The organism is Pseudomonas sp. BIC9C (assembly GCF_034541995.1).
GTDB classification, from domain to species: Bacteria; Pseudomonadota; Gammaproteobacteria; order Pseudomonadales; family Pseudomonadaceae; genus Aquipseudomonas; species Aquipseudomonas fluorescens_CC.
Genome location: NZ_JAWDGM010000005.1, coordinates 114953 through 139224 on the forward strand (window position 1 = coordinate 114953; position 24272 = coordinate 139224).

General features: G+C 56.9%; 22 protein-coding genes and 5 pseudogenes. 21 read left to right on the forward strand and 6 right to left on the reverse strand.

Annotation, left to right across the window (positions count from 1 at the left end):
• Nucleotides 1–175: 175 nt before the first annotated feature.
• Genes RS887_RS21355 through RS887_RS21365 form a run of 3 tightly spaced genes read left to right on the forward strand, consistent with a single transcriptional unit; the run spans nucleotide 176 to nucleotide 3095 of the window.
• The gene (locus tag RS887_RS21355) at nucleotides 176–1549 is read left to right on the forward strand and encodes a Dyp-type peroxidase (protein WP_322616918.1); all 1374 of its coding nucleotides are present in this window, start codon (nucleotides 176–178) and stop codon (nucleotides 1547–1549) included.
• Nucleotides 1550–1584: 35 nt separating this feature from the next.
• Entirely contained in the window at nucleotides 1585–2067 is a 483-nt protein-coding gene (locus RS887_RS21360) for a hypothetical protein (protein WP_322616919.1), read from the forward strand.
• A 20-nt stretch (nucleotides 2068–2087) separates the two neighbouring features.
• Nucleotides 2088–3095 (forward strand): catalase family peroxidase, encoded by a 1008-nt coding sequence (locus RS887_RS21365; protein ID WP_322616920.1) that lies wholly within the window; start codon nucleotides 2088–2090, stop codon nucleotides 3093–3095.
• On the opposite strand, the gene RS887_RS21370 is transcribed toward RS887_RS21365, so the two are convergent.
• Nucleotides 3070–3294 (reverse strand): hypothetical protein, encoded by a 225-nt coding sequence (locus tag RS887_RS21370; protein WP_322616921.1) that lies wholly within the window; start codon nucleotides 3292–3294, stop codon nucleotides 3070–3072. The two genes, RS887_RS21365 and RS887_RS21370, sit on opposite strands and share 26 nt — an antisense overlap.
• Before the next feature lie 188 nt (nucleotides 3295–3482).
• Between RS887_RS21370 and RS887_RS21375 the strand changes: the two genes are divergently transcribed.
• The 6 genes and pseudogenes from RS887_RS21375 (at nucleotide 3483) to RS887_RS21400 (ending at nucleotide 10511) form a co-directional block, all read left to right on the forward strand.
• Entirely contained in the window at nucleotides 3483–4313 is an 831-nt protein-coding gene (locus RS887_RS21375; protein WP_322616922.1) for an alpha/beta hydrolase, read from the forward strand.
• A gap of 179 nt (nucleotides 4314–4492) precedes the next feature.
• Nucleotides 4493–5584, forward strand: a pseudogene (locus tag RS887_RS21380) (IS630 family transposase).
• Between the two features lie 87 nt (nucleotides 5585–5671).
• On the forward strand, nucleotides 5672–5935 hold the full coding sequence (locus RS887_RS21385) for a YtcA family lipoprotein (protein WP_322616923.1): 264 nt from the start codon (nucleotides 5672–5674) through the stop codon (nucleotides 5933–5935).
• A gap of 15 nt (nucleotides 5936–5950) precedes the next feature.
• On the forward strand, nucleotides 5951–7003 hold the full coding sequence (mdtN, locus tag RS887_RS21390; protein WP_322616924.1) for a multidrug transporter subunit MdtN: 1053 nt from the start codon (nucleotides 5951–5953) through the stop codon (nucleotides 7001–7003).
• Nucleotides 7000–9054 (forward strand): FUSC family protein, encoded by a 2055-nt coding sequence (locus RS887_RS21395; protein WP_322616925.1) that lies wholly within the window; start codon nucleotides 7000–7002, stop codon nucleotides 9052–9054. Before mdtN ends, RS887_RS21395 begins: the two co-directional genes overlap by 4 nt.
• Nucleotides 9051–10511, forward strand: a complete 1461-nt coding sequence (locus RS887_RS21400) for an efflux transporter outer membrane subunit (RefSeq protein ID WP_322616926.1) — start codon at nucleotides 9051–9053, stop codon at nucleotides 10509–10511. Before RS887_RS21395 ends, RS887_RS21400 begins: the two co-directional genes overlap by 4 nt.
• Nucleotides 10512–10536: 25 nt before the next feature.
• On the opposite strand, the pseudogene RS887_RS21405 reads toward RS887_RS21400, so the two are convergent.
• Both RS887_RS21405 and RS887_RS21410 read right to left on the reverse strand, forming a co-directional pair.
• Nucleotides 10537–10688, reverse strand: a pseudogene (locus tag RS887_RS21405) (GFA family protein); the annotation flags it as partial.
• A gap of 207 nt (nucleotides 10689–10895) precedes the next feature.
• Nucleotides 10896–11852: a GlxA family transcriptional regulator gene (locus tag RS887_RS21410; protein ID WP_322616927.1), complete on the reverse strand. Its 957-nt coding sequence runs from the start codon at nucleotides 11850–11852 to the stop codon at nucleotides 10896–10898.
• A 221-nt stretch (nucleotides 11853–12073) separates the two neighbouring features.
• Here RS887_RS21410 and RS887_RS21415 point away from each other — a divergent pair, with 221 nt between their 5' ends.
• The 4 genes and pseudogenes from RS887_RS21415 to RS887_RS21430 all read left to right on the forward strand — a co-directional run.
• Complete coding sequence (locus RS887_RS21415) at nucleotides 12074–12613, forward strand: alpha/beta hydrolase (RefSeq protein ID WP_322616928.1); 540 nt, start codon at nucleotides 12074–12076, stop codon at nucleotides 12611–12613.
• Between the two features lie 56 nt (nucleotides 12614–12669).
• A complete protein-coding gene (locus RS887_RS21420) occupies nucleotides 12670–12933 on the forward strand; it encodes an alpha/beta hydrolase (protein WP_322616929.1) in 264 nt (87 codons plus the stop codon).
• Between the two features lie 170 nt (nucleotides 12934–13103).
• Nucleotides 13104–13409 carry a carboxymuconolactone decarboxylase family protein gene (locus tag RS887_RS21425; protein WP_322616930.1) on the forward strand — a complete coding sequence of 102 codons (306 nt, stop codon included), beginning with the start codon at nucleotides 13104–13106 and terminating at the stop codon, nucleotides 13407–13409.
• Between the two features lie 133 nt (nucleotides 13410–13542).
• A pseudogene (locus RS887_RS21430) lies at nucleotides 13543–13944 on the forward strand (helix-turn-helix domain-containing protein); the annotation flags it as partial.
• A gap of 247 nt (nucleotides 13945–14191) precedes the next feature.
• Here RS887_RS21430 and RS887_RS21435 read toward each other — a convergent pair.
• From RS887_RS21435 to RS887_RS21445, 3 genes and pseudogenes are all read right to left on the reverse strand, one after another.
• The gene (locus RS887_RS21435; RefSeq protein WP_322616931.1) at nucleotides 14192–14728 is read right to left on the reverse strand and encodes an AAA family ATPase; all 537 of its coding nucleotides are present in this window, start codon (nucleotides 14726–14728) and stop codon (nucleotides 14192–14194) included.
• Nucleotides 14729–15166: 438 nt separating this feature from the next.
• Nucleotides 15167–15652: pseudogene (locus RS887_RS21440) on the reverse strand (plasmid replication region); the annotation flags it as partial.
• A 796-nt stretch (nucleotides 15653–16448) separates the two neighbouring features.
• Nucleotides 16449–16745, reverse strand: a complete 297-nt coding sequence (locus RS887_RS21445) for a hypothetical protein (RefSeq protein WP_322616932.1) — start codon at nucleotides 16743–16745, stop codon at nucleotides 16449–16451.
• A 739-nt stretch (nucleotides 16746–17484) separates the two neighbouring features.
• Here RS887_RS21445 and RS887_RS21450 point away from each other — a divergent pair.
• The 8 genes and pseudogenes from RS887_RS21450 (at nucleotide 17485) to RS887_RS21485 (ending at nucleotide 24130) form a co-directional block, all read left to right on the forward strand.
• Nucleotides 17485–18543: a hypothetical protein gene (locus RS887_RS21450; protein ID WP_322616933.1), complete on the forward strand. Its 1059-nt coding sequence runs from the start codon at nucleotides 17485–17487 to the stop codon at nucleotides 18541–18543.
• 65 nt (nucleotides 18544–18608) lie between these two features.
• Entirely contained in the window at nucleotides 18609–19124 is a 516-nt protein-coding gene (locus tag RS887_RS21455; protein WP_322616934.1) for a fatty acid desaturase, read from the forward strand.
• Entirely contained in the window at nucleotides 19028–19591 is a 564-nt protein-coding gene (locus RS887_RS21460) for a fatty acid desaturase (RefSeq protein WP_322616935.1), read from the forward strand. Before RS887_RS21455 ends, RS887_RS21460 begins: the two co-directional genes overlap by 97 nt.
• Nucleotides 19592–20117: 526 nt before the next feature.
• Nucleotides 20118–20432 carry a winged helix-turn-helix domain-containing protein gene (locus tag RS887_RS21465; RefSeq protein WP_322616936.1) on the forward strand — a complete coding sequence of 105 codons (315 nt, stop codon included), beginning with the start codon at nucleotides 20118–20120 and terminating at the stop codon, nucleotides 20430–20432.
• A 389-nt stretch (nucleotides 20433–20821) separates the two neighbouring features.
• Nucleotides 20822–21586: a hypothetical protein gene (locus RS887_RS21470; RefSeq protein WP_322616937.1), complete on the forward strand. Its 765-nt coding sequence runs from the start codon at nucleotides 20822–20824 to the stop codon at nucleotides 21584–21586.
• Nucleotides 21587–21613: 27 nt separating this feature from the next.
• Nucleotides 21614–22048, forward strand: coding sequence for a hypothetical protein (locus tag RS887_RS21475; RefSeq protein ID WP_322616938.1), 435 nt, complete (start codon nucleotides 21614–21616; stop codon nucleotides 22046–22048).
• An 88-nt stretch (nucleotides 22049–22136) separates the two neighbouring features.
• On the forward strand, nucleotides 22137–22802 hold the full coding sequence (locus tag RS887_RS21480) for a response regulator transcription factor (protein ID WP_322616939.1): 666 nt from the start codon (nucleotides 22137–22139) through the stop codon (nucleotides 22800–22802).
• Nucleotides 22778–24130 (forward strand): annotated as a pseudogene (locus tag RS887_RS21485) (ATP-binding protein). Before RS887_RS21480 ends, RS887_RS21485 begins: the two are co-directional and overlap by 25 nt.
• Nucleotides 24131–24272 lie beyond the last annotated feature (142 nt).

The following is a 24272-nucleotide window of genomic DNA, read 5'->3' on the forward strand; positions in this document are numbered from 1 at the left end:
TAAAAGGTGCCGCTGGCCTCGGCGATGCCGAAACTTCATCATCGAGAGTGCTGTGGGTGTTGGTGTGCGTGCGGGGTTCAATCCCATTATCGTCATAAACCTTGAGCTAGGCTGATGGGGTCACTACTGAATTTGCCAATCACCCGCTTCGTCGCTCCAACGAGAGCCTGTCGAAATGAACACACAAGTTGAAGCAACCATGGCGAAAAGCGATGCCATCGCGCTCGAAGTGAGCGACATACAGGCAACAGTCCTGCGCCCGCGCCCCTCTCCATATAAGGGAGAGTACGTGATACTGCGCATCGACGATGCCGCGCAGGGCCGTGAGATGCTCCGCCGCATCATCCCCCATGTGGCGCCGGCGAACGACTGGTGGACTCCCATGCTCCCCGCGTGGGTAGGCATCGCCTTCACCTTTCAAGGTATCAAGGCGCTGGGAGTGCCCCAGACGTCACTGGACAGTTTCCCTGTGGAATTCCGCGAAGGGATGGCGGCGCGAGCAGCAGTTCTGAATGACGTTGGGGGCAACGCGCCGGCCAACTGGGAATATCCGTTCGGCACGGCGGATATGCATGTTGCGCTGGCGATCTATTCGAAAGACAGCGAAAGTCTCGAGACGGTGCTGGAGCTGGCGAGGCAGAGCCATCATGACCTGCCTGCAGTAAAAGTTGTCTATCGCTTGAAGTTCAGTGAACTTCCTGACGGGCGCAATCCGTTTGGGTTCAAGGACGGACTCCACAACCCTCACGTCGAAGGCAGTGGCGCCCGCGCACACCCGGGTTATGGACCTTCGCTCAAGGCCGGCGAGTTCATCCTGGGTTATCCAGACGAGGTGGGTGAGACAGCGACGGGTCCAGAGCCCGAAGTGTTGCGACGAAACGGTACGTTTCTGGCCTTTCGCAAGTTTCACACCAGGGTCGCCGAGTTTCGAAAGTACCTGGCAGAGCACGCCGCATCGGCCGAAGAACAGGAGTTGATCGCCGCAAAGATGGTCGGCAGATGGCGCAGCGGTGCGCCGCTGGTTCTCGCTCCCGAGCGAGATGATGCCACGCTGGGCGCAGATGCCCAGCGCAATGACTGCTTCAGCTACGAAGATGACATGCAGGGCTTGAAGTGCCCCTTCAGTGCGCACGTCCGGCGTGTGAATCCCCGCGACGCGCTGAAGAACGAGCTCGTCGCCACGAATCTCCACCACTTCCTGCGTCGAGGCACGAATTACGGCCCTGCGCTGCCGGAAGGTGTGCTCGAAGATGACGGTGCGGAACGCGGCGGCGTTTTCCTGTTGATCGGAGCGCACCTGAAGCGGCAATTCGAGTTCGTGCAATCGCAATGGATGACCGACGGCAACTTCATCGCTCACGCAAATGAACAGGACCCGATCGTGGGCAATAGCGCAGGTGAAGGGATTTTCACCATTCCTAGGCACCCCATCCGTCGTCGCCTTCACGGGCTACCGCAGTTCGTTGCCGTCCGCGGTGGCGAATACTGCTTCATGCCCGGCCTGCGTGCATTGAAGTGGATGGCCGCACTGGACGACGAGAACCAATAGTTAGACCAGAAACAGTAAACCCATAGGAGACTGCGATGACTAATACGACGACCGTAACCGTAGCTCGGCCCGGCACGAAGGCAGGGCAATCGAACGAGTTCACACTGATCTGCAAGCTCAAGCCAGGAGGTGCGGAACGAATGCGCAAGCTCCTCGCCGATGGATTCACAGGCGAGCGCCAAAAGAATACGGATCGCATCGGTACAGTGCACGACCTGCGGTTCGTCATTTTTGACAACGACACCCGGGTCATATTCGCCTCCACCTTTGACGGAACCTGGGATTCCTACATGGGCGACTTCGGCACTCTCATTCCAGAGGAGATCGACCTGCTCTTTAACGAATTTGTCGGCTATCCCGGCATCCACAGTCCGAGCATCAACGACTGGGTCGTAAGCCAGCAAGTCACGGCAGTCGGCTTCTACAGCGCGTATCCGGCGGCGCCCGTCCGGGAAGTGTGGAAGGCATTGAAGACGCAGAAGGCGCTCGATGTCCTGCTGGACTCTGCCGCCAGTTGAAACCATCCTAAGGAGCGAACATGAACAACTACGTCAATCACGGACAGTACCGCCTGTCCGCGAAGTTAGTAGAGATGATCCACCAGGATTTTCAGGGGTTTCATCCCGGCTATCGGGATGTGCATGCCTCGGGCCGCTATTACGCAGGTGTATTCACGGCCACCCCCGAGGCGGGAAAAATCAGTAGAGCCGTGCACCTGCAGGGTGACTCCGTCCCGGTGACAGTGCGCTACTCGAACAGCCGGTCGGGGAATCCCTGGGGGCCGGCTACGACGGCCTCGATGGCGGTACGTTTTTATCTTCCCGATGGCACCCTGACAGATTTGGTCTCCCTGCCGATCCCGCTGTTTTTTGCGCGAACGCCCGAAGAAACACTGGAGTTTCTCGAGGCCGTTCGACCTGATCCCGAAACCGGCCAGCCGGATCCCAACCGGATCGGGCCGTTCCTCACCGCCCGTCCTTGGGTCGCGCACGCGGTCCAGCTCGCCAAAGACCTGCCGGCATCCGTCAGCTTCGCCCAGACAGCGTTTCACATGCTCCATGCCTTCCGCTTTGTGAACGCTGCGGATGAGCCGCAATACGCGCGCTATCACTGGGAGCCCGAGGCTGGCGTTGTCGGCCAGACGTTGGACGAACTGCAAAAGCAAGCGCCGTCCTATCTCTTCGAGGAACTCGAAGCGCGGCTGCGCAAGGCACCGGTGATTTTCAATCTTGTCTTGCAACTTGCGGGCGCAGGTGACCCAAAGGACGACCCGAATGCACCGTGGCCCGAGGATCGCCCGCGCGTACGCATTGGGCAACTCAAGATCGTTCGAACGACCACCATCGAAGAGATCGGCGATCCGGTGATGATGCACGATCCCACGCGGTTAACCGACGGTATCGAGCCGTCGGATGATCCCGTCCTTGCTGCGCGTCGCGGTGTGTACGAGGTCTCGGTTGCTTACCGCACGGGTGGCTGGAAGGGTCGGCAGGCTGCTCTGGAACGCGCAGGTTGTCCGTTCAGTAAGAATGACGCCGAATCATGAATGCGCAGAAACCGCGGATCGTCATCGTCGACGGGGGCTTGCCGCTATTGCCGCAGCACGCGCGTTGCGGCATGCCGACGTCGAGATCGTTTTGATCGACCGGCGCAATCATCACATTTTTCAACCGCTGCTCTACCCAGTAGAAAGCGTAACCCGTTGGAACCTCATGAGATTCGAGATTCCTTCCCTCAATTTTCATCAGGGATCAAATCGCCAATGAAAGATTCCATTCGAGAAATAGATCTCCAGCGTCGGGCCATACTGACGAGTTCAGCTGTCGTCGCCGCAGGTTTGTTGATACCGCTTTCCAGCTTTTCAGAGTTGACGCAGGCCGCTAACAAGCAAGCTACAACCTTACCCAAACCAGGTCACGAAGGAGTACAAGTCATGAACTCAATTACTACCAAAGACGGCTCCGAGATTTTCTACAAAGACTGGGGTCCGAAGGACGCAACGCCCATCGTGTTTCATCATGGCTGGCCATTGAGCGCCGACGACTGGGACAATCAGATGATGTTCTTCCTGCTCAAGGGTTATCGTGTAATCGCTCACGACCGCCGTGGGCACGGGCGCTCGACCCAAACCTGGGAAGGTAACGAAATGGACACCTATACTGCCGACGTTATCGAACTGACCGATGCGCTCGACCTCAAGGGTGCCATTCATGTAGGCCACTCCACCGGTGGTGGCGAGGTGGCGCGCTACACGGCTCGGGCCAAACCCGGACGCGTAGCTAAAGCCGTACTGATCAGCGCCGTCCCGCCGATCATGGTCAAATCGGAGAAAAACCCCGGCGGTCTGCCTCTGGAGGTGTTCGATGGATTCCGGGCAGCACTGGTCGCTAGCCGCGCTCAGTTTTACGTCGATGTACCGGCGGGGCCTTTCTATGGCTTCAATCGCCCCGGCGCCAAAGTCTCCCAAGGCGTCATCGACAATTGGTGGCGCCAAGGCATGATGGGCGGTGCCAAAGCGCATTACGACTGCATCAAGGCTTTTTCCGAGACCGATTTCACTGAGGATCTGAAGGCCATCCAAGTCCCCACACTGGTCATGCATGGAGAGGACGACCAGATCGTCCCGTTTGCCGACTCTGCTCCACTGTCCGCCAAGCTGTTGAAGCACGCAACGCTCAAGACGTATCCGGGCTTTCCCCACGGCATGCCTACCACCAATGCGGAACAGATCAATGCTGACTTGCTGGCCTTCATTCGCGACTGAGTATGGAAATCATAGCGTAGGCATGGACGCCGTCGCTACGTACTTAATAGACCAGCAGATTCAGCCAGGTTCAACCATCAGAAGTGCAGCCATTGGTATTCTAGTGTCTCGAGCGGCTGGTTCATTTACTAACGTGTAAAGATATACTGTGTGCCCCCTCGCCCGAGATGGTTCCACGCATGCCTCGACCAATTGCTCCTTTTGCACTGCAAGCCGCCGACGTCATTACGCTTCAAGGTTGGTTGCGCATGAGTACGCTGGAGCAAAGCCTCGGCCAGCGGGCGCGGATACTCCTTTTACTCGCTGAAGGGGGTGACGCCCATGGCCATCTGTGGGCAGTTACAGATCACTTCACCGACGGTGTTCAAGTGGCGAAAGCGCTACCTTGAGTCCGGCATCGAGGGCCTGAGCGACCTGCCGCGTAGCGGTCAGCCCCTGAAGCTGGGTGCTGAGAAAGTCAAAGAAATCCTGACCCTGACAACTCAGCGGGTTCCCAAGGAAGCAACGCATTGGAGCGTTCGGTTGATGGCCAAATACGCGCGCGTTACCACCTGGCAAGTTCGACAAATCTGGGCTGCGTCCGATCTCAAACCGCACCGGCTGAAGACATTCAAGATCAGCAATGATCCGCACTTCGCCGAAAAGGTCATTGATGTGGTCGGGCTCTATCTGAGCCCTCCGGACAACGCCATGGTGCTCTCGGTTGACGAGAAAACCCAGATCCAGGCGCTGGACCGTACTCAGCCGATGCTGCAACTTCGGCCCGGGCAGATCGAGCGGCGAACCCATGATTACAAGCGCCATGGCACGGCAAGCCTGTACGCCGCGTTTGACATCATGACGGGTGAAGTTATGGGCCGGATCACCCAGCGGCACCGGGCCAAAGAGTTCTTGGATTTTCTGCGACAGATTGACAGCAACACGCCTGCCGAGCTGGATCTCCATGTGATTCTGGACAACAGTTCGACCCATAAAACCGCTGCGATCAAGGCCTGGCTGGAAAACATCCGCGCTTCAAGTTGCACTTCACACCGACCAGCGCGTCTTGGCTGAACGCAGTGGAAGGCTGGTTTTCGCAGTTGGAGAGACGGGCGTTGTATCGAGGTGTCTTCTCCAGCGTTACTGACCTGAAAGCTGCGATCCGCCAATTCATAACGGCTCACAACGAGCATTCGGCCAAGCCGTTCAAATGGAACAAGACGGCAGAGGCCATCATCAGCTCGGTACATATGGCAAAGCTGAGCGCGATGAAAAATAAGCTAATGAATTAAGCGATCGGGACACTAGGTGCTGTGACAGTCCTGGGTCGTGTAGACAGCATCGACCAATTGCCGCTTTGCAATGGGGTGGAAGCTCAAATGAGCCGTAAACACAACGTGTTGGCACTATTGCTGATTGCCTCGCTGTCGGGCTGCTCCAATGCCCCTTCGATACCCGTTCTAGGTGCCTACTTCCCCGACTGTCTGTTCTGCATCCTCGCCGGCATGCTGCTGGCCTTTCTGCTTCAGGTACTGCTTGCACGGCTAGGTTTCGCAACCTGGCTGGCTCCGTCGGTTCTGACCTATCCAGTTTTGACCGCGTTGTTGTCGATGAGCACCTGGCTGCTGTTTTTCCAGAATTGACCGGGGACTAGCATCATGAGCGAATCCGCTGTGAACAAACTGCCTCGTCGTTTGATCGTTCTCGTATTGGTCGGGTTGACGCTGGTGATGCTGCTGTGGGTGGTCTGGCGGTTGGACACCACTCCACGTACCGATGATGCCTACGTGTATGCCGACACCATTAACGTCACACCCGAGGTGAGCGGCAGCATCGAAGAACTGCCCGTGCGCGAGAACCAACAGGTGAAAGAGGGAGACGTACTCCTGCGCATCGACGTGCGGGTGTATCAGGACGTGCTGGACCAGGCTCAAGCCTCGCTGCAAGCGCTGAACAAGGAAATCATCCTGAGCCAGCGTCAGGTTGATGCCCAACAGTTCAACTCCGAAGCGGTGAAGGCCAGTGTCGAACGAGCCAAGGCCGCCGCCGCACAGAGCGCCGACACACTGCGGCGAATGGAGCCCTTGTTGTCACCTGGCTATGTCTCCGAGGAGCAGGTAGACCAGGCCCGTACTGCCGCCAAGAGCGCTCGTGCCGAATTAAACGCGGCGCTGCTACAGGCCAAACAAGCTGCCGCCGCGGTCAGCGGCGTCGATGCGCTGGTGAGCAAACGCGCAGTAATACAGGCGGAGATAGCCCGCGCCGAACTGGACGTGGAACACAGTGTGGTACGCGCGCCCTTCGACGGGCTCATTGTCGGTTTGACCACCTCCAATGGTCAGTTCGCTGCCGCCGGCCATCCCCTTTTCAGCCTGATCGACACACGTCGCTGGTACGTGGTGGCGAACTTCCGCGAGACCGAACTGGACAAGATTCACAAGGGCAGCCACAGCACCCTCTACCTGATGAGCGACAGTGGCCGCACCTTCAGCGGCACAGTCGATTCCATTGGTTTCGGCGTGTTCCCTGATGACGGCGGCGCCCAGGCCGCAGGGTTGCCGAAGGTCGCGCGGACCATCAACTGGGTGCGAGTGGCACAGCGTTTTCCGGTACGCATCCGCGTCGACAAACCCGATCCGAATCTGTTCCGCATCGGCGCATCGGCCGTGGCGTTGATTCATGCCGGTCAGGATGAGGGCTCGCCGCAATGAGTGCTGCGCTAACGTGGGAGCAACGCTTCTGGCGCTTCCTTGACGCAGAGCTTTCACCCTTTCCGGGACGTGGCAACGCACTGTTCCGTAACCTGATGTCCTGCGCACTGGTGATCATCCTCTCCATGAGCCTAGAAGTGCCGCTGCTGGCGCTGTCGCTGATCCTGGTGTTTTTCGTCAGCCAAAGTAACCTGGTGCTGACGCGCATGGCCGGCATCCTGTTCATCGTCAGTGCGACCATCGCCATCGGCATTGCCATCCTCCTGCTCAAGTTCACCTACGGCTACCCGTTGCTGCGCATCCTCTGCGCGAGCGTGGTGTTCCTCGTCAGTGTGTTCGCCATGCGCGCAACACGCCTCGGACCGCTGTTCTTCGTGGTGGCCATCGTCACCATTTACGTGCAGAGCCTGGTGGACCTCATTGCACAACCGGAACTGCTGTTGCGCGGTTGCCTGTGGGTGTGGATGGCGGTGGTCTACCCGACCCTGGTGACCTTGCTGGTGAACACCTTGTTGTTGCCCAAAGAGCCCCAGCGGCAATTGCGCGAAACGATGCGCAGGCAACTGACACAAGTCGACAGGCGCCTGGCCGCGTTGGGTGAGGGGCATCTGGAAACTGCGCGGATCGGCGCAGTGGAAGTCCAGCAGGGGGTGCTCAGCCTGCACAAACTACTGAAATTCGCCAGCATGCGCGCCCCTGGGAATGACACCCGGGAGATCGAACAACTGGCGTTGATCACCTGTGTTTCCCGTTTGTACGCGGCGGCGGCGCTGGTGTCCAATTGTGACGACACCGAGGCCCTGTCTGCGTTGCGCCAGGATTGCGCGGCCCTGGCCGCCGCCATCGACGCCGATACCCTGTCGCAGCCACCCGTGCTGAGCAGTGAGGCCTTGCAACGCATACTGGCCCCCCCTGCACTGGAAGAAATGCGCGATACCTTGCGCGCCTTGGCCGTTGCCGAACATGCCACGCCATCCGCTGCTCCGACGGCCAAGGCCCCCTTGCTGGTGAGCGATGCTTTCAGCAACCCCAATTACCTGCGCTTCGCCTTCAAGACCTGGCTGGCCACTCTGATCTGCTACGTGTTCTACAACGGTGCGGACTGGCCGGGCATCCACACGGTGATGCTGACTTGCGTCATCATTGCCTTGCCCAGTCTCGGCGCCTCGACCCAAAAGGGCTTGTTGCGGATCGGCGGCTGCCTGGTGGGCAGCGCGCTGGCACTGCTGTGTATCGTCTTCGTTGTCCCGCACATCGAGACACTGGTTGGCCTGCTGGCGATGAGCCTGCCGGTGATCGCCCTCGGTGCATGGGTGGCTGCGGGCTCCGAACGCATCAGCTACGCCGGTCTGCAGATCATGTTTTGCTTCGCGCTAGCCCTACTCGAACAATTTGGCCCGAGCATCGACCTTACGGAGATCCGCGACCGGATGGTGGGTATCCTGCTCGGTGTGCTGGTCAGCACCCTGGTGCATGGCGTGCTCTGGCCAGAAAGCGAGGGCGACAGCCTGCGCCGACGCCTGGCTGAAGCCCTGCGCGAGATCGCTACGCTGCTGCGCTCGCCGACACTTGAATCGGGAGATACATCTGACCGCCTGCACGGACAAAGCCTGCGCAGTTGGCGCCAGCTCGCCGAGTCCGAGGCCATGCTTGCTCGGGTAGCCCTGGAGCCTGGTTGGTATCAGGGCGAACATGAGGAGCTGACACTGTTCACCCAGACGCTGCTGGCAAAGGCGCGGGAGGTCCTCCTGCTGACTGACCAATTGCAACGTAATCGGGTGGCACTCGAAGCGCAGCTCCCGACGCCAACGCAGCATTGGCTGGACGAGCTGCAACAGGAAATGGGCGCCTGGCTGGAGAGCTATGCCGTACACCTGCAATCGCGGGATACGAAATTGGAGACTTTGCCTACGCTCGACATTTCGATGGCTGGGAGCGGCGCGAACGCCGAAGCCCTGCTGCGTGACCTGCGCACGCTGCACCAGCTGCTGGATTCGCTACCAGACTGGCGACACTTTGAGCAGGGTGCCCTCTCGGAGCCGAGCCCATGAACAGACACGTTCATTGCGCATGGCTACTCGGCCTGTGCCTGTTATTGGGTGGCTGCGCATTGATCCGCGAAGAAGGCAGCCTGGCACCGCTACGGGACCCGGCTGAACTACGTCTGGCTGACGACCTGCACCTGACCCGCGAGGGTTGGCCCGAGTCGAGCTGGTGGAAGCGATACGAAGATCCCCAACTGAACCAACTGATTGAGATGGCCCTCGCCCAAGCTCCCGGCATTGCGATTGCCCGCAGCCATATCGACCAGGCCCGGGCCCAGGCCGACACCGTGAAATCCTTGATGGGCGTGCAAGTCCAGTTGGTCGCGCTGGTCAACCGCCAACACGTCTCGGCCAACGGCTTCCTCGGGCCATTCGCGCAGAATGAGCCGGCCATCGGGCTCACCGGCCCTTGGTACACCGAGGGTGTGGTGGGTCTCGGCGGCGTCTACCAACTGGATCTCTGGGGGCGCCAACGGGCTCAGGTCGACGCCGCCCTGGGCGTACACAATGCGCGTCAGGCTGAAGAAGCCTGGGTCGAACTGGAGGTATCGAGCAATGTGGCCATGCTGTATTTCCAGATCCAGACAGCTCAGCAGCTACTCGACGACTTGCAACACATGTCGGCCATCACTGCCGAGGTGCTGGCCGCGCACCAGGCACGCATCGAGCGGGGTCTGGAGTCGCAGACGCTGAAACAGCAGGCGTTGAGCAATCAGGCACTGATCGATCGCCAGGTTGTTTCCCTGCGCAGCCAGGTATGGCAACTGCGCGAGGCCATGCGCGCGCTGCTCGGCGTGGGGGCCGACGTCACCTTGCCGCTGGCACCGCGCTCGTTACCGGAACACGTTTATGGGGTGCCCGATAGCCTGGGCTACGAACTGCTGGCAAGGCGACCGGACCTCCAGGCTCTGCGATGGCTGGTGCAAGCCTCCTATTCGAACATCGACGCGGCCAAGGCGGCCTTCTACCCAAGTTTCGATATCAAAGCCTTCTTCGGCGCCGACGCCCTGCACATGGGCGATTTGTGGGCCCATGGCAGCCGGCAGATCAACCTGATCCCGGGGCTGACCCTGCCGATCTTCGACGGCGGCCGCCTCAATGCCGAACTGGCCACCGCCCGTAGCTTGAGCAATGGCCTGGTGTATCAGTACAACCAGGCCGTACTCGACGCCGTGCGCGATGTCGCCGTGGCCGGCAGCAAGCAGCAGGGGTTGGAAACCCAGGAGCAACTGCAGCAATCGCGCATCGGCAATATGCGTTTCAATCGCGATAGCGCCACGGCGCACTACCAGCGCGGTCTGCTGGACCGGGTTACAGCGCTTGAGTCGAACCTGCCGTTGCTGGCCGAACATAGCGGCCTTGCCTTGTTGCAGGGGCAGCGGCTGGAAAGCGAAATAGCCCTGATCAAGGCGCTGGGAGGTGGCTATCACTCCAGCGATACAACTGCATTGCAGGAAAATTGAGCCTCCCTTGAAGCCTTGGATGCGAATCAACGCGCGGCACGCAACCATAGCTGTAAACGCAGCCCCATGGCCTTTGCGACATTGACTGCAATGGCAATGGGAAAGCGTTTTGAGTCGTGATTTGACTTCGTATCTCACTTCGCGGCAGAGACAGCTGCCTTGGAATGTGTCGGTCATTGTTTAAGCGACCTGAAAATCGACCTGGCAATTTAAACGGGGAGCCGGCGCGCTGTTGAATGACGGTTTCTTTCCCCAGCGTGTGCAAAAAATAAAAACGTCTCCATCCACTACGCTATTGAGCAAGCACGAAGCTGATAGCGAGGACGTCTGCTGTGCTACCGTCAGGGCATTTACCGCGATACCTGCACTGACTGCTGCTTTGTATTATTCACCTGCATCGCCTTCTCTCGCTTCACGCCTGAAAGATTGTGGGGAGACCCCCAGCTTACGGATAAATACCTCACGCAGATGGCGGCGATCTCGAAACCCTGTTTCTCTGGCGATGATTTCCAGCGAGTGACGACCACGCTGAATCATATTCCTGGCGGTCTCCAGGCGCAGTTGTTCCACCGCTTTTGCCGGTGACAAGCCAGTTTCAAAGAGAAAAACGCGTCTGAACTGCCGTTCACTGAGGTGGACGACCTTCGCCAGCACTTCCGCGCTCAAATCATCGGCAAGATTGGCCCGAGCGTGATCAAGCGCGGTCTGAACCCGATCGGACTTTGGCGCTATTTTGAGCATTTGCGAATGCTGAGACTGACCGCCCGACCTGCGGTGATACATGACAAGGACACGAGCGACACGGTTCGCAACTTTATGTCCCAGGTCCTTCTCGACCATACCCAGCACTAGATCCATCGCCGCAGAGAGCCCGGCTGACGTCCAGATGGATCCGTCATTGATAAAAATGTGATCAGGCTCTACGTGGGTATTTGGGAATCGCTGCTTGAGGGCACCTGCATAGGCCCAGTGAGTCGTTACCCGCCTGCCCTCGAGCAGGCCAGCTTCTGCGAGTACGAACGCACCGCTGCACATCCCTCCAACGCGCTGCGCCCCGGCGACAGCGGTCTTGACGAAGTTCAGCTCCTCGACAGTACTGTCACGGGCAAGGGGATCAACGATTCCGGGCACCATCCACGTATCTGCTTGCGACTCGCAGGTGGCTTTCAGGGTGTTGACCGAGGCACCAATCGAGGAGGTGACTACCCCGCCAGTCAACGAGTAATTGGTGACTTGGTAGACCTGTTCCTTGGCTACTACGTTGGCGAACTCGAACACCGACTGGGTGCCAAGGGCCATGATCTGGAAACCTTCCGTCAAGAAGTAACCGATTCTATGCATTTCCACTCCGTCGGGTGTCATGTCCGAAAACATGCCCCTAAATGTCGTATTAATTCTAGTCAACGCGATGCACGATGGGCCTACCAAGCAGAATCGAACATGGTTGATACGACGAATGGAGTGACCGGATCACATCCTACGCGTAACCGAATTAACAGGCCATTTCGCACACTTCCGAGCAGCTGGTCATTCGAGTGTTGAGCAACTGAGAGTAAGCCGCTATGACTGAACAATCCGTAAGTTTTCATGCGCCGACCCACTATCTGGAAATCAACGGCAGGACTCTGGCCTACCGTACATTCGGGCACGGAACGCCGCTCGTACTCTGCGTTAGATTCCGCGGAACAATGGAATCCTGGGATCCAATGTTTCTCGATAGCCTGGTACAACAAGGTTTTCAGGTCACTATTTTCGACTACAGCGGTCTGGGGCGATCGACCGGTGAAAGAACCTATAACCCAGCCTCATTGGCCAAGGACACCATCGAACTGATCACAGCCCTGAAGTTGGGTAAAGTGGTCCTCGCAGGCTGGTCGGTTGGCGGTGTAGCAGCACAAATTGTGCTCGCCCAAGCGCCTCAAATCCTGAGCCACCTGGTCCTTATTGCAACGACACCGCCAGGCAATCTCGCCAAATCGGGTGAGCAGCTTTTTATGATCTGGCCAAGCGGGATAACGACTTCGAAGATTTCGTCAGCTTGTTTTTCGAACCCTCGTCAGCTTCCAGCAGAGCCGCAGCAGAGCGCTCGTGGAACCGGTTAGCCTCGAGAAGGGATGACGCCAGTCCGGAGGTTGCACATGAATGGGCTGGAGCACAGTTGGGCGATGGTCCGAAAAACCCGGTCTTCCCGGTTGACGCCGTGCTTCATGTCCTTAAAACGACTGCCGTTCCGGTTCTGCATCTTGGCGCCGATCACGACATCGTCTTCCCCGTAGAGAACTGGTACGCCCTTAACGACCAGTTACCAACGCTGCACCTCGTCACTTTTCCAAGCTCCGGACATGGTCCACAACTGCAGTATCCGCGCACTGCCGCCAGGCACATTGGGGCTTTCGTGGATGCCAGCATGACCGATGCCTGATCAAAAGCGTTCAGTTCTGGAGACTTATCAATGGCTCGTTTCACATCGGTTCCAGCGGATCAGGCAACTGGCGCTACTGCCGAGAACTACGCAAGTATTAAAAAACGCTGGATAAAGTTCCCAATGCTTACGCGGCTCTCGCAACCCTCGCTCCTGCTGCGCTCCAAGCGATGCTTGCTGCCGATAAAGTGCTCTCCGAGGGGCCTCTGAGTAAGCCGGACCAGGAAACCATCAAGCTTGTCATCAGTGAGCTTGCGGGCTGCGATTATTGTGTTGCTGCCCACAGCATGGTCGGAAAACTGGTCGGACTGTCGCCTGACGCGATGCATCGGATACGCGAAGGCCAAGCAACAGGTGATAGCAAGCAAGATGCGCTCGTTACATTTGTCTACTACCTGGCACTCTGCCGGAAGCGCAAGTACAGGCGCTGCTGGAAACTGGATATAGCGGTGAAGAAATTGTTCACATTGGATTAGCGATCTCGGTTATCACATTTACCAACGTGTTCAACCGAATCAACGACACCACCGTCGACTTTCCCAAACCTGAATAATTCCCTGATCCACCGTGCAGTGCGCCAGCACATTCCCACCGACACGGACATTTGTCATGGCCCATGTTCAGCACAACACCACCTGCGCGTCAGCCACGCAAAAGCGAAAAGCCACCACTGGAGGCCTCACTCCCTGGCGGGAAAGCCTGGTCAAGCAATTGATCCTCGACCGCCTGAGCGAACACCTGGAAGTCACCGAACTGGCACGGGCCTGCGCGTTGTCCCGCAGTCATTTCTCCCGCACCTTCAAGTGCAGCACGGGCCTGTCGCCGCAGGACTGGATTCGTTGCCAGCGCATCGCCCGGGCCAAGCAACTGATCGAGAAGACAAAACTGACCCTGACGCAAATTGGCCTGGAATGCGGCTTCTGCGATCAGGCGCACTTCTGCCATATTTTCACCCGCTGCGAAGGCATCACGCCTTTCGCCTGGCGCTTTCAGGCGGTGCGATCCACGCCGCCTACCGCAGCACAAGCCGCCCCTCACTTACCGATAGTTGTAGGCTTCGCTGACATCCTTCTCAGAGGGGGAGACTACGCAGTGCATGGAGAATCCAATGACCGCTCTTGGCTGTGGATTCAACCGGTCGACGCAACAGATTGGCTAAATCGTTCAGCGGGCGTTTCGTAGTTAAGTGTTTACCGAGGACGGCTGTTCAGCTGCCTTGCCACTTCATTGAGCGTGGCTTGCGAGTGCCGCTGTCCATCTATTCAGGACAGGTCTCAGGCGTTGCAGGCAAGCTGTCGAGAAATGCGGCAATCTGCCGGGTACCACGCAAATGCACCGTAGGAATTTGCGGGCCTATGGCCAAGCGCACCGCCTCGATGCCTGGACGATAGCCACGATCGAAATTCCACACGAAATTCAGAAAGGTCAGGAACGCCCGGTCGATCTTCTCTGTACAGCCTGCTGCAAGGTCAGGGCGAGGGCGGTTCGTTATGCTGCGCATGATCACCCGGGTGAAACAGGTGAGCCGCCGCGTATCGAGCCAGATGATCAAGTCGGCACGGGGCAGGCGAAGGTCGAATGTACGCCTGGCATAGTTGCCTTCACAGATCCACGCAGCCGGTGCGATCGCTTCGCTGACCCGAGCGCGAAATTGTTCAGCGTCGGGTTCGACCCAGTCGGGCTCCCAGAACAGTGTGTCCAAGTGCACCACGGGCAAGCCAAGGCGCATGCCAAGGGCGCGGGCGAAGGTAGATTTGCCGCTACCGGCATTACCCAGAATTACAATCCGTTGCATGGTCGGACTTCCTGTCGCGAAAAAAGCCGGCAATTGTGCAGGTTTCGGGGCACCAGTTAAAGGCTGATGTAGGGCGACCACGCACAGGAATGAATTTTTTGTTGTCTGCTGCGCTATATGCAAATGAGAGCAAGATACTGCCCCCTCTTTGTCACATTGAACGTCTGCTTCTGGCCGATTCTGTTGAAAAAGTCGGTTCGCCCAAACAGCCTGGTCATTGACTGGTTAAAACGCCTTTTTTTGCACACTGCTACGTGAAATCTGAGTCCGGAAGCCTCTGCCGAAAGTAAAGATTTCAATCTCGGACGCATACTTTTCTGCTGCGGAAACCATGGTCGACTTTTTCAACAGAATCGGCCGGTTGCAGCCCTTGGTCGGGAGCGTACAACCTACTGCATCGACTTGCACCGTATCGACGCGCGGATGCCGACTTCACCCTCAGGGATCGGACATTGACGCCGCGGGTTTTCGGGACCTTGGCTTACGCTTGGTCGCCGCAGCCAGGCGTAGTTGCGTCAGTTGTTGCTCCAGCGTATCGGCACGAGCCTGCTGAGCCGCGACGCGTTGTAGCGTTTGGTTGAGCTCGGTTTGAAGCGACTCCAGTCGCCGTTGCAACTGTTCGACATGCCGCCCGGCTTCCTTGAATTGGGCGGTAATGACCTTACCCTCCTCCCGGGCGCGGTCGACCTCGCGGTGCGCACGATCCTCCACACCCCGGATATAGCTCTCCTGCGCCACGCGCTCCTGCTCGGCCTTGACCCGCAGCGCTTGCAGATCCTGCTGTAACGTCTGGTTGTGCTGCTGAGCGTCACGGCGCTCGTGCAGCAGACCTTCACGCTGCTGCAAATCCTCGATCTGCGTTTGGCGCTGCGCCAACAGCAGTTCCAGGTCGGCCAGACGCAACTCGGCTGCCTGACGCCCGGAGTCGCACGCAAGCGGTTCGAAAATGCCGCTCATGCAAGAACCCATATACCAAAATCAAAAACTGACATATTCGATCCTGCGACCAACAGTTTTAGCAGTGGCTCATCATCACGCAAACCTCGAATGCTGGATGTCGAGGATTAAATTTCAGCTACTTTTTTCAGTTGAAATTATAAAGCTGCCGTTTCAAAAATGAACGGAATCCACATGACCACTCATATCCATAAAGCCATGTAAAGCATTTTGGCTTAAAGCTTGAGGTGAGCATTTAAGCGACCTGTATGTACATGCTCACCGAACTGAGAATTCCACCGTCAAAATTAGATAATAAGCGTCCGATGGCAATTCTGGCGCCACAACGTTTTTCTCCCTCATGCATTCCGCGCAAAAATACCGGGAATTTCAGAAACTGTTAAATTTCAGCGGTGCCCCCACCCGCGCGGCATTCCACCGATCAGCACGGAGGTGCATGCCGATAAGCCCCATCATTTTACAGAGAAAAATCACCCAAATTAAAGCTTGAAAATCCGAGTTTTTGGTAGCCGATGCAGATCACCAATTAAGAGAATTCTTCTTTCTTACTCTTCAAACATGAGAATTCCTACGATGGTGAATCATATCCCGATGGCCGTATTTTATTTTTCAATTCTATCAAGACCTTACTCTCTGTCATTTTTTATGCAGCCCGACACTGACGCGACATATCGAACACGCCTGAGAGATATCCTTCATCGGCTGGCAGATCTCCGATCAGCCATGAACGAACCCTCGTTCATTTGGTGCTGATCGTTAACGCTTAGATTTGAACGCTACCGTTCATGTCTTTGCAGCCCAGTTCGCGATACCAGTCCACCACGTCATCAATCAGCTCGTCCAGGATCCCGATCAAAATGTCATCGGAACCTTTAGCGGCACTTTTCCCAAATCGATAACGCGCATTGGTGAAAACGTCGCGATATTTCTCGATCCAATGCTCACGGCGATCAAGCCGAATACGCTGCCGGATCGGTTCAGGTATCGCATAAAACAGCGTCAGCAGATCGTGCCTATTCGGGTATCTGCGGTTAACCGGAGATCTCTCTACTGTTTTCAAATGCTCGTGTGCAGCTTCAAGCGCATCGTCGTCCAGTTTGTAGGTTTCATTGACCTGGCCAAGCTTGTAATCGGGCTTTGATACGAAGCTTTTTCAGCAGGATTTCCATGCTGTTCGCAGCATTGATCTGCGCAATGTCCAGCATGTCATGACCACGTCTAAGATGTATTGAAGCCTTCAAATAACGGTAAGCGCTCTCGAGCATCCATGGCGTTAGGTGGTGCTGCATTAGGCTTACTCCAGATTGAAATTTTAAACCAGAGCTTAACTCGAATGGATCTAGTGCGTTTAATGTTGAGATGAACTGCCCCTTCAGCAGCCAGTTATTTTATGATCGAAAATAATAACCAAACTAAATGTCTCTTTAGTTTAGTTATGTTGATAAGGAACCTGAGAGCCCTTGACGATCACCGAATCGAGGGTACACGATAAATTCGCCGAATCCATTTGACAGGCCACAATGAGTATCTATAGTCGATCTGCGGCAAATTGGAAGGAATCCAGTCTGCCAGAGCTAAAAACAGGAGTTGCATGATGTACACGATCAAGGATGAACTACAGATGAACCGCGCAAAAGCCTACCAGAACAACCCCGACCACTCGCGTATTGACGTTCGCAGAGAGCCACCGCGGCTACCTGCAAGTTGACGCCCCTCTTCTATTGCGTGCGCCACTAACGACGCACTGCATTCGCTCGTCACGAATAAAAAACCAAACATTAAAAACTTGGTGTGCCGCCATGACCGAAATGATCTATCTGGATCAAGTAGCTCCCCTGCCCCTGGGTGTCGAGCAGCAATCCCCTGGTTTTATCCTGCGTCCCGGGAGAACCGAGGATGTAAACAGCCTCGCAGAGTTATTCAGTGTTACCTATGGGCAAACGACCCATCCCTGCCAGAATCCGATCTATATCTACAACGCAATGATTTCCGGGTTGCAGAAGTGGTTCATCGTCGAAATCGACTCGCTGATTGTGGGCTGCTTATGTATCGCCCGCCGTCCCTGGAACCAGTCTGTGGAAGTGTGTTACGGGGTGGTGCATCCAGACACCCGCAGAGCAGGCCTCATATCCAGCCTGGTAAGACTCGGCCTGGGAAGTCATTTCACTGACCCCACCGAGCTGGGGTTCTATATCACTCGGAATATAGCCAGTCACTCGGTCATGAAGAAGATCAGAGCGGCCGTGCTAGTGGGCCATGACGGTGGCCCGGATATGGTCGATGGCATAAGGGAATATCACCTGACCGCCATACATCCTCGGGCCGCGGACGGCTTCCGTCATATAGCGCCCTGGTATGCCAGCAAATCCGGCACTGAGTTCATAAGCGACTACCTGTATAAGCCTCTGGGGCTTGAACCGGTATCCGATGCTTATCCAGCCACCCACCTGACTGGACCAAAAGGGACCGATCAGCACGGGGCATTTCTCTACTCCTACGACACTGCTGCCAAGGCCCTGATGTTGTCCGGTTATGTTGGAGCAAGCGAAACGGGACAGGGAATCATGGATGAACTCAAGACTCTTCTGCAGCACTGGAAAAGTGCCGAGTACGTCAGTGCCTGTGTTCTTGCCGACAAACTGGAACTTATCAGCAGCATGATCAGGCTGGGATTCTCGATTACCGCCTACCTCCCCGCCTGGTACCAGCAGGATGGCGCCAGATACGACTGCATCTTGCTGGTGCTTCAGGACTTTCCTCAGGTGCCACGAAGCCATGGCTTCGATGCCGAGGTGATGTTCTTTGACCAAGCCTACTCCAGGCTGGCCAACCATCTTTGCAATATCAGCCCCAATTAAAAACAAACTCTATCTATTCGACCGCCATACATCCCTAGACAGATGACTATTGGATACTTCAGAAAATGACCAAAGAGCAATGGCTTGTTATTCGAAAACAGATCCCTGACGGCGCCAAAGAACCTTGGACAGTCATACTGTGGGTAGTTGACCTGCTGGTTCTCACCCTGGCCTGGAACCTATGGCTGAGTTCATCCACGATCCTTCAAGGGCTGGCTTTGGTATTGGCCGGATTTTCCGTTCTGCAGGTCTATCTTATCTTGCATGAGGCGTTGCACGGCGCGGCCTCCGACAATCGCAGCCTCAACAACTTCATCGGCCATTTCAGCGGCTGGCTGATCGCCCTGCCCTTTCTGGTGCGGCGCCGATTTCACATGGCCCATCACACTTGGGCGGCCCACCCGATCAACGATCCGGAAAACAAAAACATGATCGAGAAGTTCTCGGTCATGACCAAGAAACAGGAACGGAGGCTGGAGTTCATGTGGAAGCACTGGATCCCCATGATCGCCGCCAACCATTTCTCCAACTGGCGAGCGCCCTTTGTCGCACGCACTCAGGGAACAGCTCAGCGAGAATAATCAAAGAGATTCGTTTCGTTCCTGGTATCTACCTGATCGGTTACCTGGTGATGGCCGGGGTTGCTCTGGCCTTCGGTCATCTGGCGGACTTGGTGGTCTTTTATCTGGTGACTTGGGTGTTTCTCTTTTTTATGGTGGAGTTGCTGAACTTGCCCCACCACGCCGAGGCCCCGCTATTACCCAAGGATGCCGATCGACTTCAGTACTGGGAACAGGACGCCATATCCCACGATTGCAAAAGCCTGCCGCTCTGGTCGCGCTTTATCATCCTGAACTTCAACCTGCATGTCGTTCACCACGCCTTCCCCTCGGTGCCCTGGTATCGCCTGTCCAAGGTCCACAGCCTGCTGAATCAACAGCAAGACAGTCCGACGGCATCGCAAATCAATGAATGGGACTTTGCCTGGAAAAATCGACGCCGGCCGCTGCTGAAGCTGATGGGCCATTTTTTCGATCGTCGAGCCTGAAAGGGTTCAGTGGTTAGACGTTTGCAAATTCCCCCCTACACATAAAATATGGGGTGGCTCAGCACTCCCTTGAGGCTAGTAAGGGAGTGCTATAGCGGTTTGAGCCAAAGTCGACAAAAAACGCAAAATCACCAAAAAAATAACTCAGAAACAGAAGAATGAATCGCAGGACTTTATAGAGCCGTCGGCAATGACAAGAACCATCGCTTATTAACTTTATGGAAAGAATGTGTAATTATGCCTAGAATATAACCGCAGGTCGCGAATATTGCGTCATATATTCTTTCCTTCCTCACCAAAAAAAAAAAAAAAAAAAAAAAATAATAGATAGGGATATCTGGATTTCAATTAGCTTGCAAAATTACCGTTCCCGGTGGCATCTTTGAATACGTGTATTCAACAGTCTTTTGATCGTGTCCTGATCCGTACCGCTGGGTACGATTTGAACTGATGAGCACGCCTCTACGCATGGCGAGGAACGCTATACAGGGGAAGTGAAACCTGCATTCAACAGAAGGAACTGCAAATGACCGTGCCCAGTAAGGAAAACTGGAAGTTAGACATCAGCCATAAGGTGCTGATGAAGGATGATGTAAAGGTCATCCTCACAGGCATCGAATCGGTTTTGGTAAGCACTCTAGTGCAAGCAGATGACCGGGTGGTGAGCAAAGAGGAGTTGATTCGAAGCATCGGTAGAGAGCCGAATCAGTACTGCGGCCTGGGGATGAGCCTTAGCCGCCTGCAAGATAAGTTCAAAAAGGTCACCAGTGGCGAGCGATTGTTCTGCGCTGTTAGAAATCGAGGATATTGCTTGATCCAGAATATCGCCCACAAGCAATAACACCAAGTAGAGCCTTGTGCGGTTGTAGTACATGAAGAAGCGCACGATATCGGTTTGCGCTTCTTCTGTTGTGCCATAGCCTTTGCCGGGCACCCACTCCGATGATCAGAGTGAAACATCAGCCGAGATTCCCACAACCGAAGATCGGCCGCCATACGCAGCGCTTATCGACATGACTCGAATAAGTAGTGCTTTAGTCGAGTTGGCTTTTATTCTGCCCCGGTACCCTGTCCCGCCAAAAGCACGCTTTGTTGACCTGAAGTCAACCTGAACTTCGAAACCGCAGCACAAAACCGGTCGACTTCCCTGCCCCTCAGTCTCAGCTAAGTTTCGCTGCGTATCGTCTCCCTTGCGCAAGTTCGGCGCTGCACAGGAGAGGCACCCCGCCCATGAAACTCGATACAGCCGGATGGCTTAACAAAGTACCCGAGGTGACCCTGTCATTTTGGGTGATCAAGATCCTGTCCACGACGGTGGGTGAAACCGGCGCGGACTTCCTCGCTGTCGATGCCGGCCTCGGCCTGGGCTGGACCAGCGTCGGCATGGCGACATTGCTGGCCATCGCGCTGTTCATACAGATGCGCAAAACCGCCTGTTCGCCCTGGATCTACTGGCTGACCGTGGTGCTGGTGAGCATCGTCGGGACGCAGCTCACCGACATCCTGACCGACGTTCTAGACGTCAGTCTGTACACCAGCACGGCTGTGTTTTCTGTCCTGCTGGCACTCAATTTTTTCGTCTGGTATCGGGTGGAACACAACCTGTCGATCCGCGAAATCGTCACACCGCGACGGGAATGGTTCTACTGGACGACCGTGCTCTGCACCTTTGCCCTCGGTACGGCGGCCGGTGACCTGGCCACCGAAGCACTCGGCCTGGGCTTCACCCTCGGCGCCGTGATTTTCGGCGCGCTGATCGCCGCGACCCTGGTGGCCTGGCGTCTGGGCGCCAATGTGGTATTGGCCTTCTGGGTCGCCTACATCCTGACCCGCCCGTTCGGTGCTTCTCTGGGCGATTTGCTGACCCAGTCCAAAACCTATGGTGGCCTCGGCATGGGCGCCACCTGGACTAGCGCGATCTTCCTGTGCGTCATCGTCCTGCTGGTTGCGGTCGCGCAGATCAGCGTCGGCAACCGCAAACTCGTCACTCAGTAACGCTTAATAGTCCATCAAGGAATCGTCATGCGCCCTTTTCAACACATCATTCGCCACGTCGCCATTGTCTCGTCGATTTTTCTGCTGAGCGTCGCCGCCGGCTGCTCGAAACCCGCCGACAAGCCCGTTGCTGGCGCCCCGTCCGGTGCGATGAGTGCACAAACCCAATCCGGTTCAAAACTGGGTGACTTGTCCGAGTTCCGCACCATTGCCGCCGACGTTGCCACGATCGTCGATAAAAACGACCTGCCGGGCGCGAAAGCCCGCATCAAGGATCTGGAGAGCGCCTGGGACTCGGCCGAAGCCGGCATCAAGCCTCGCGCTGCCAGCGACTGGCATGTAGTGGACAAGGCCATTGACCGCGCGCTCGACGCGTTGCGTACCAGCAATCCGCAACAGAACGATTGCAAGGCCCGCATGGACGAGCTGATGAAGGCCTTCGATTCGATGAAAGGCGCGTAATAACCGGGCGGACAAACGCCGGTACAGGTGCTTCAATACAGGCGCGACGGTCAAGACCGCCGCGCCTTTTTTTTATTCGGAGCGGGACATGCGCATATTGCTGGTCGAAGATGACCCGATGATCGGGGACGCCATCCAGGGCGCGCTGACTGATGCGAGCTACGCGACCGACTGGGTGAAAAACGGCCTTACCGCACTCTCGGCGCTCGAGACCCAGCCCTACGACCTGGTGCTGCTGGACCTCGGGTTGCCAGGCAAGGACGGGCTCGATGTGCTCGACAGCATTCGCGGTCGCAACAACCCTGTGCCTCTGCTGATCATCACCGCACGGGACAGCCTCGACGATCGCTTGCGCGGCCTCGACGGAGGTGCCGACGACTTCTTGCTCAAACCCTTCGACATGGCAGAGCTGCTGGCCCGCATGCGCGCCGTGCTGCGCCGCAATGGCGGGAGCGCCCAGTCATTGCTGGACAATGGCGTGGTGGCACTGGACCTGGTGTCGAAACAGGCGAGTACTGCCGAAAACCCCGGCGTGCAACTGTCCAGCCGAGAATTCGCCCTGCTGCAGGCCCTGCTGATCCGCCCGGGGGCGATCCTCTCGCGCAGCGAACTCGAAGACCGCCTCTACGGCTGGGGCAACGAAGTGGAAAGCAACGCCGTGGAGTTTCTGATTCATTCGCTGCGACGCAAGCTGGGCAACCAGGTCATCAAGAACGTCAGGGGTATGGGATGGATGGTTTCAAAAAGCGCTTGAGCGACTCGGTGCAGGTACGGCTGTCGGTCGCGTTGTCGCTGGCCATCCTGATCGTGGCAGTGTTAGCCGGAGTGTTTGCGTTCGTTTCGGCGCTCGACGAAGCCCACGAAATGCAGGACGAAACCTTGCGTCGGGTAGCCATCCTGTTCGATCGGCAGCAGATGACGTTGCGCTATCCTGCAGCTGAAACAATTCCGGGTGACGACGAAGAGTCCCGGGTCATCGTGCAATACCTGGCCGACAGCAGCAAAGCCGCCGGCCGCACTGACGACAGCGTCATACCGCTGCCCTTCCCCACGACGCTGGCCGATGGTCTGTCGACCTTGAATATCGCCGGGGAAGACTTTCGCGCACTGGTCAGGACCACCGCCCGTGGGGAGCGCATCGTCGTCGCCCAGGAGACAGGTGTTCGCGACAAGGAGGCGCGCGAGAGTGCCTTGCGCAGCTTGTTGCCGTTTCTCATTCTGTTTCCCGTGCTGTTGCTGGTGGTGAGTGATCTGGTGCACAAGTTGTTTCGCCCCATCGCGACCCTGTCCGACGAAATTGATCGACGTGACCAATAGGCCCTGCACCCGGTCGACGAGCACCATTTGCCAACCGAAATCCGCCCTTTCGTCGTGGCCATCAATCGTTTGCTGGCGCGGGTTGCGCAGTCCATGGAAACCCAGCGCCGCTTCATCGCCGACGCCGCCCACGAACTGCGCTCGCCCATGACCGCCCTGTCCCTGCAAGCCGAGCGACTGAAGGCCACGCCAATGCCGACGCAAGCCGTCGAGCGTCTGCTGCCGCTGTCGCGCGGCATAGAGCGCAGCAGAAAGCTGATCGATCAGTTGCTGGCCCTGGCCGCCGCGCAATCGAACGCCGAACGGCCGCAGACTACGGTTTCGGTGCATGAGGTCTATCGACGGGTGCTGGAGGACCTGTTGCCCCTGGCGGAGCGCAAGAACATCGACATCGGTGTTGAAAGCACCGAAGACGTGCAGCTCGTCATCAACGAAATGGACCTGCTGATCCTGGTGAAGAATCTGGTGGACAACGCGATCCGCTACACCCCTTGCGGCGGACGCGTCGACCTGTCGGCGGAGCTGGCGCAGGAAACCGTGACCCTTCAGGTCAAGGATTCCGGACCGGGTATCACCACCGATGAACAAACGCGCGTGTTCGATCCGTTCTATCGCAGCGTGGGTACCGAAGAAGCAGGTTCCGGGCTGGGGCTGTCCATCGTCAGGGCCATTGCCGAGCGCATGAGCGCTCGGGTGCGCCTGGGTTACTCGGATGAGACGACCAGGCGCGGGTTGTGTGTGTCGATCGAGTTGAAAAGAAGCTAAGGTTACGTCGTGTATCACAGTGTGTCAGCGCGTCTGCCCGATACACTGACTTTCATCCGGCCGTCGATTCGACACAGGCCCGATACGTTGCCGCGTTTCAATGCAAGCAAGGTTTGAAGGGGCTCAGACGGGCCCCCTGACC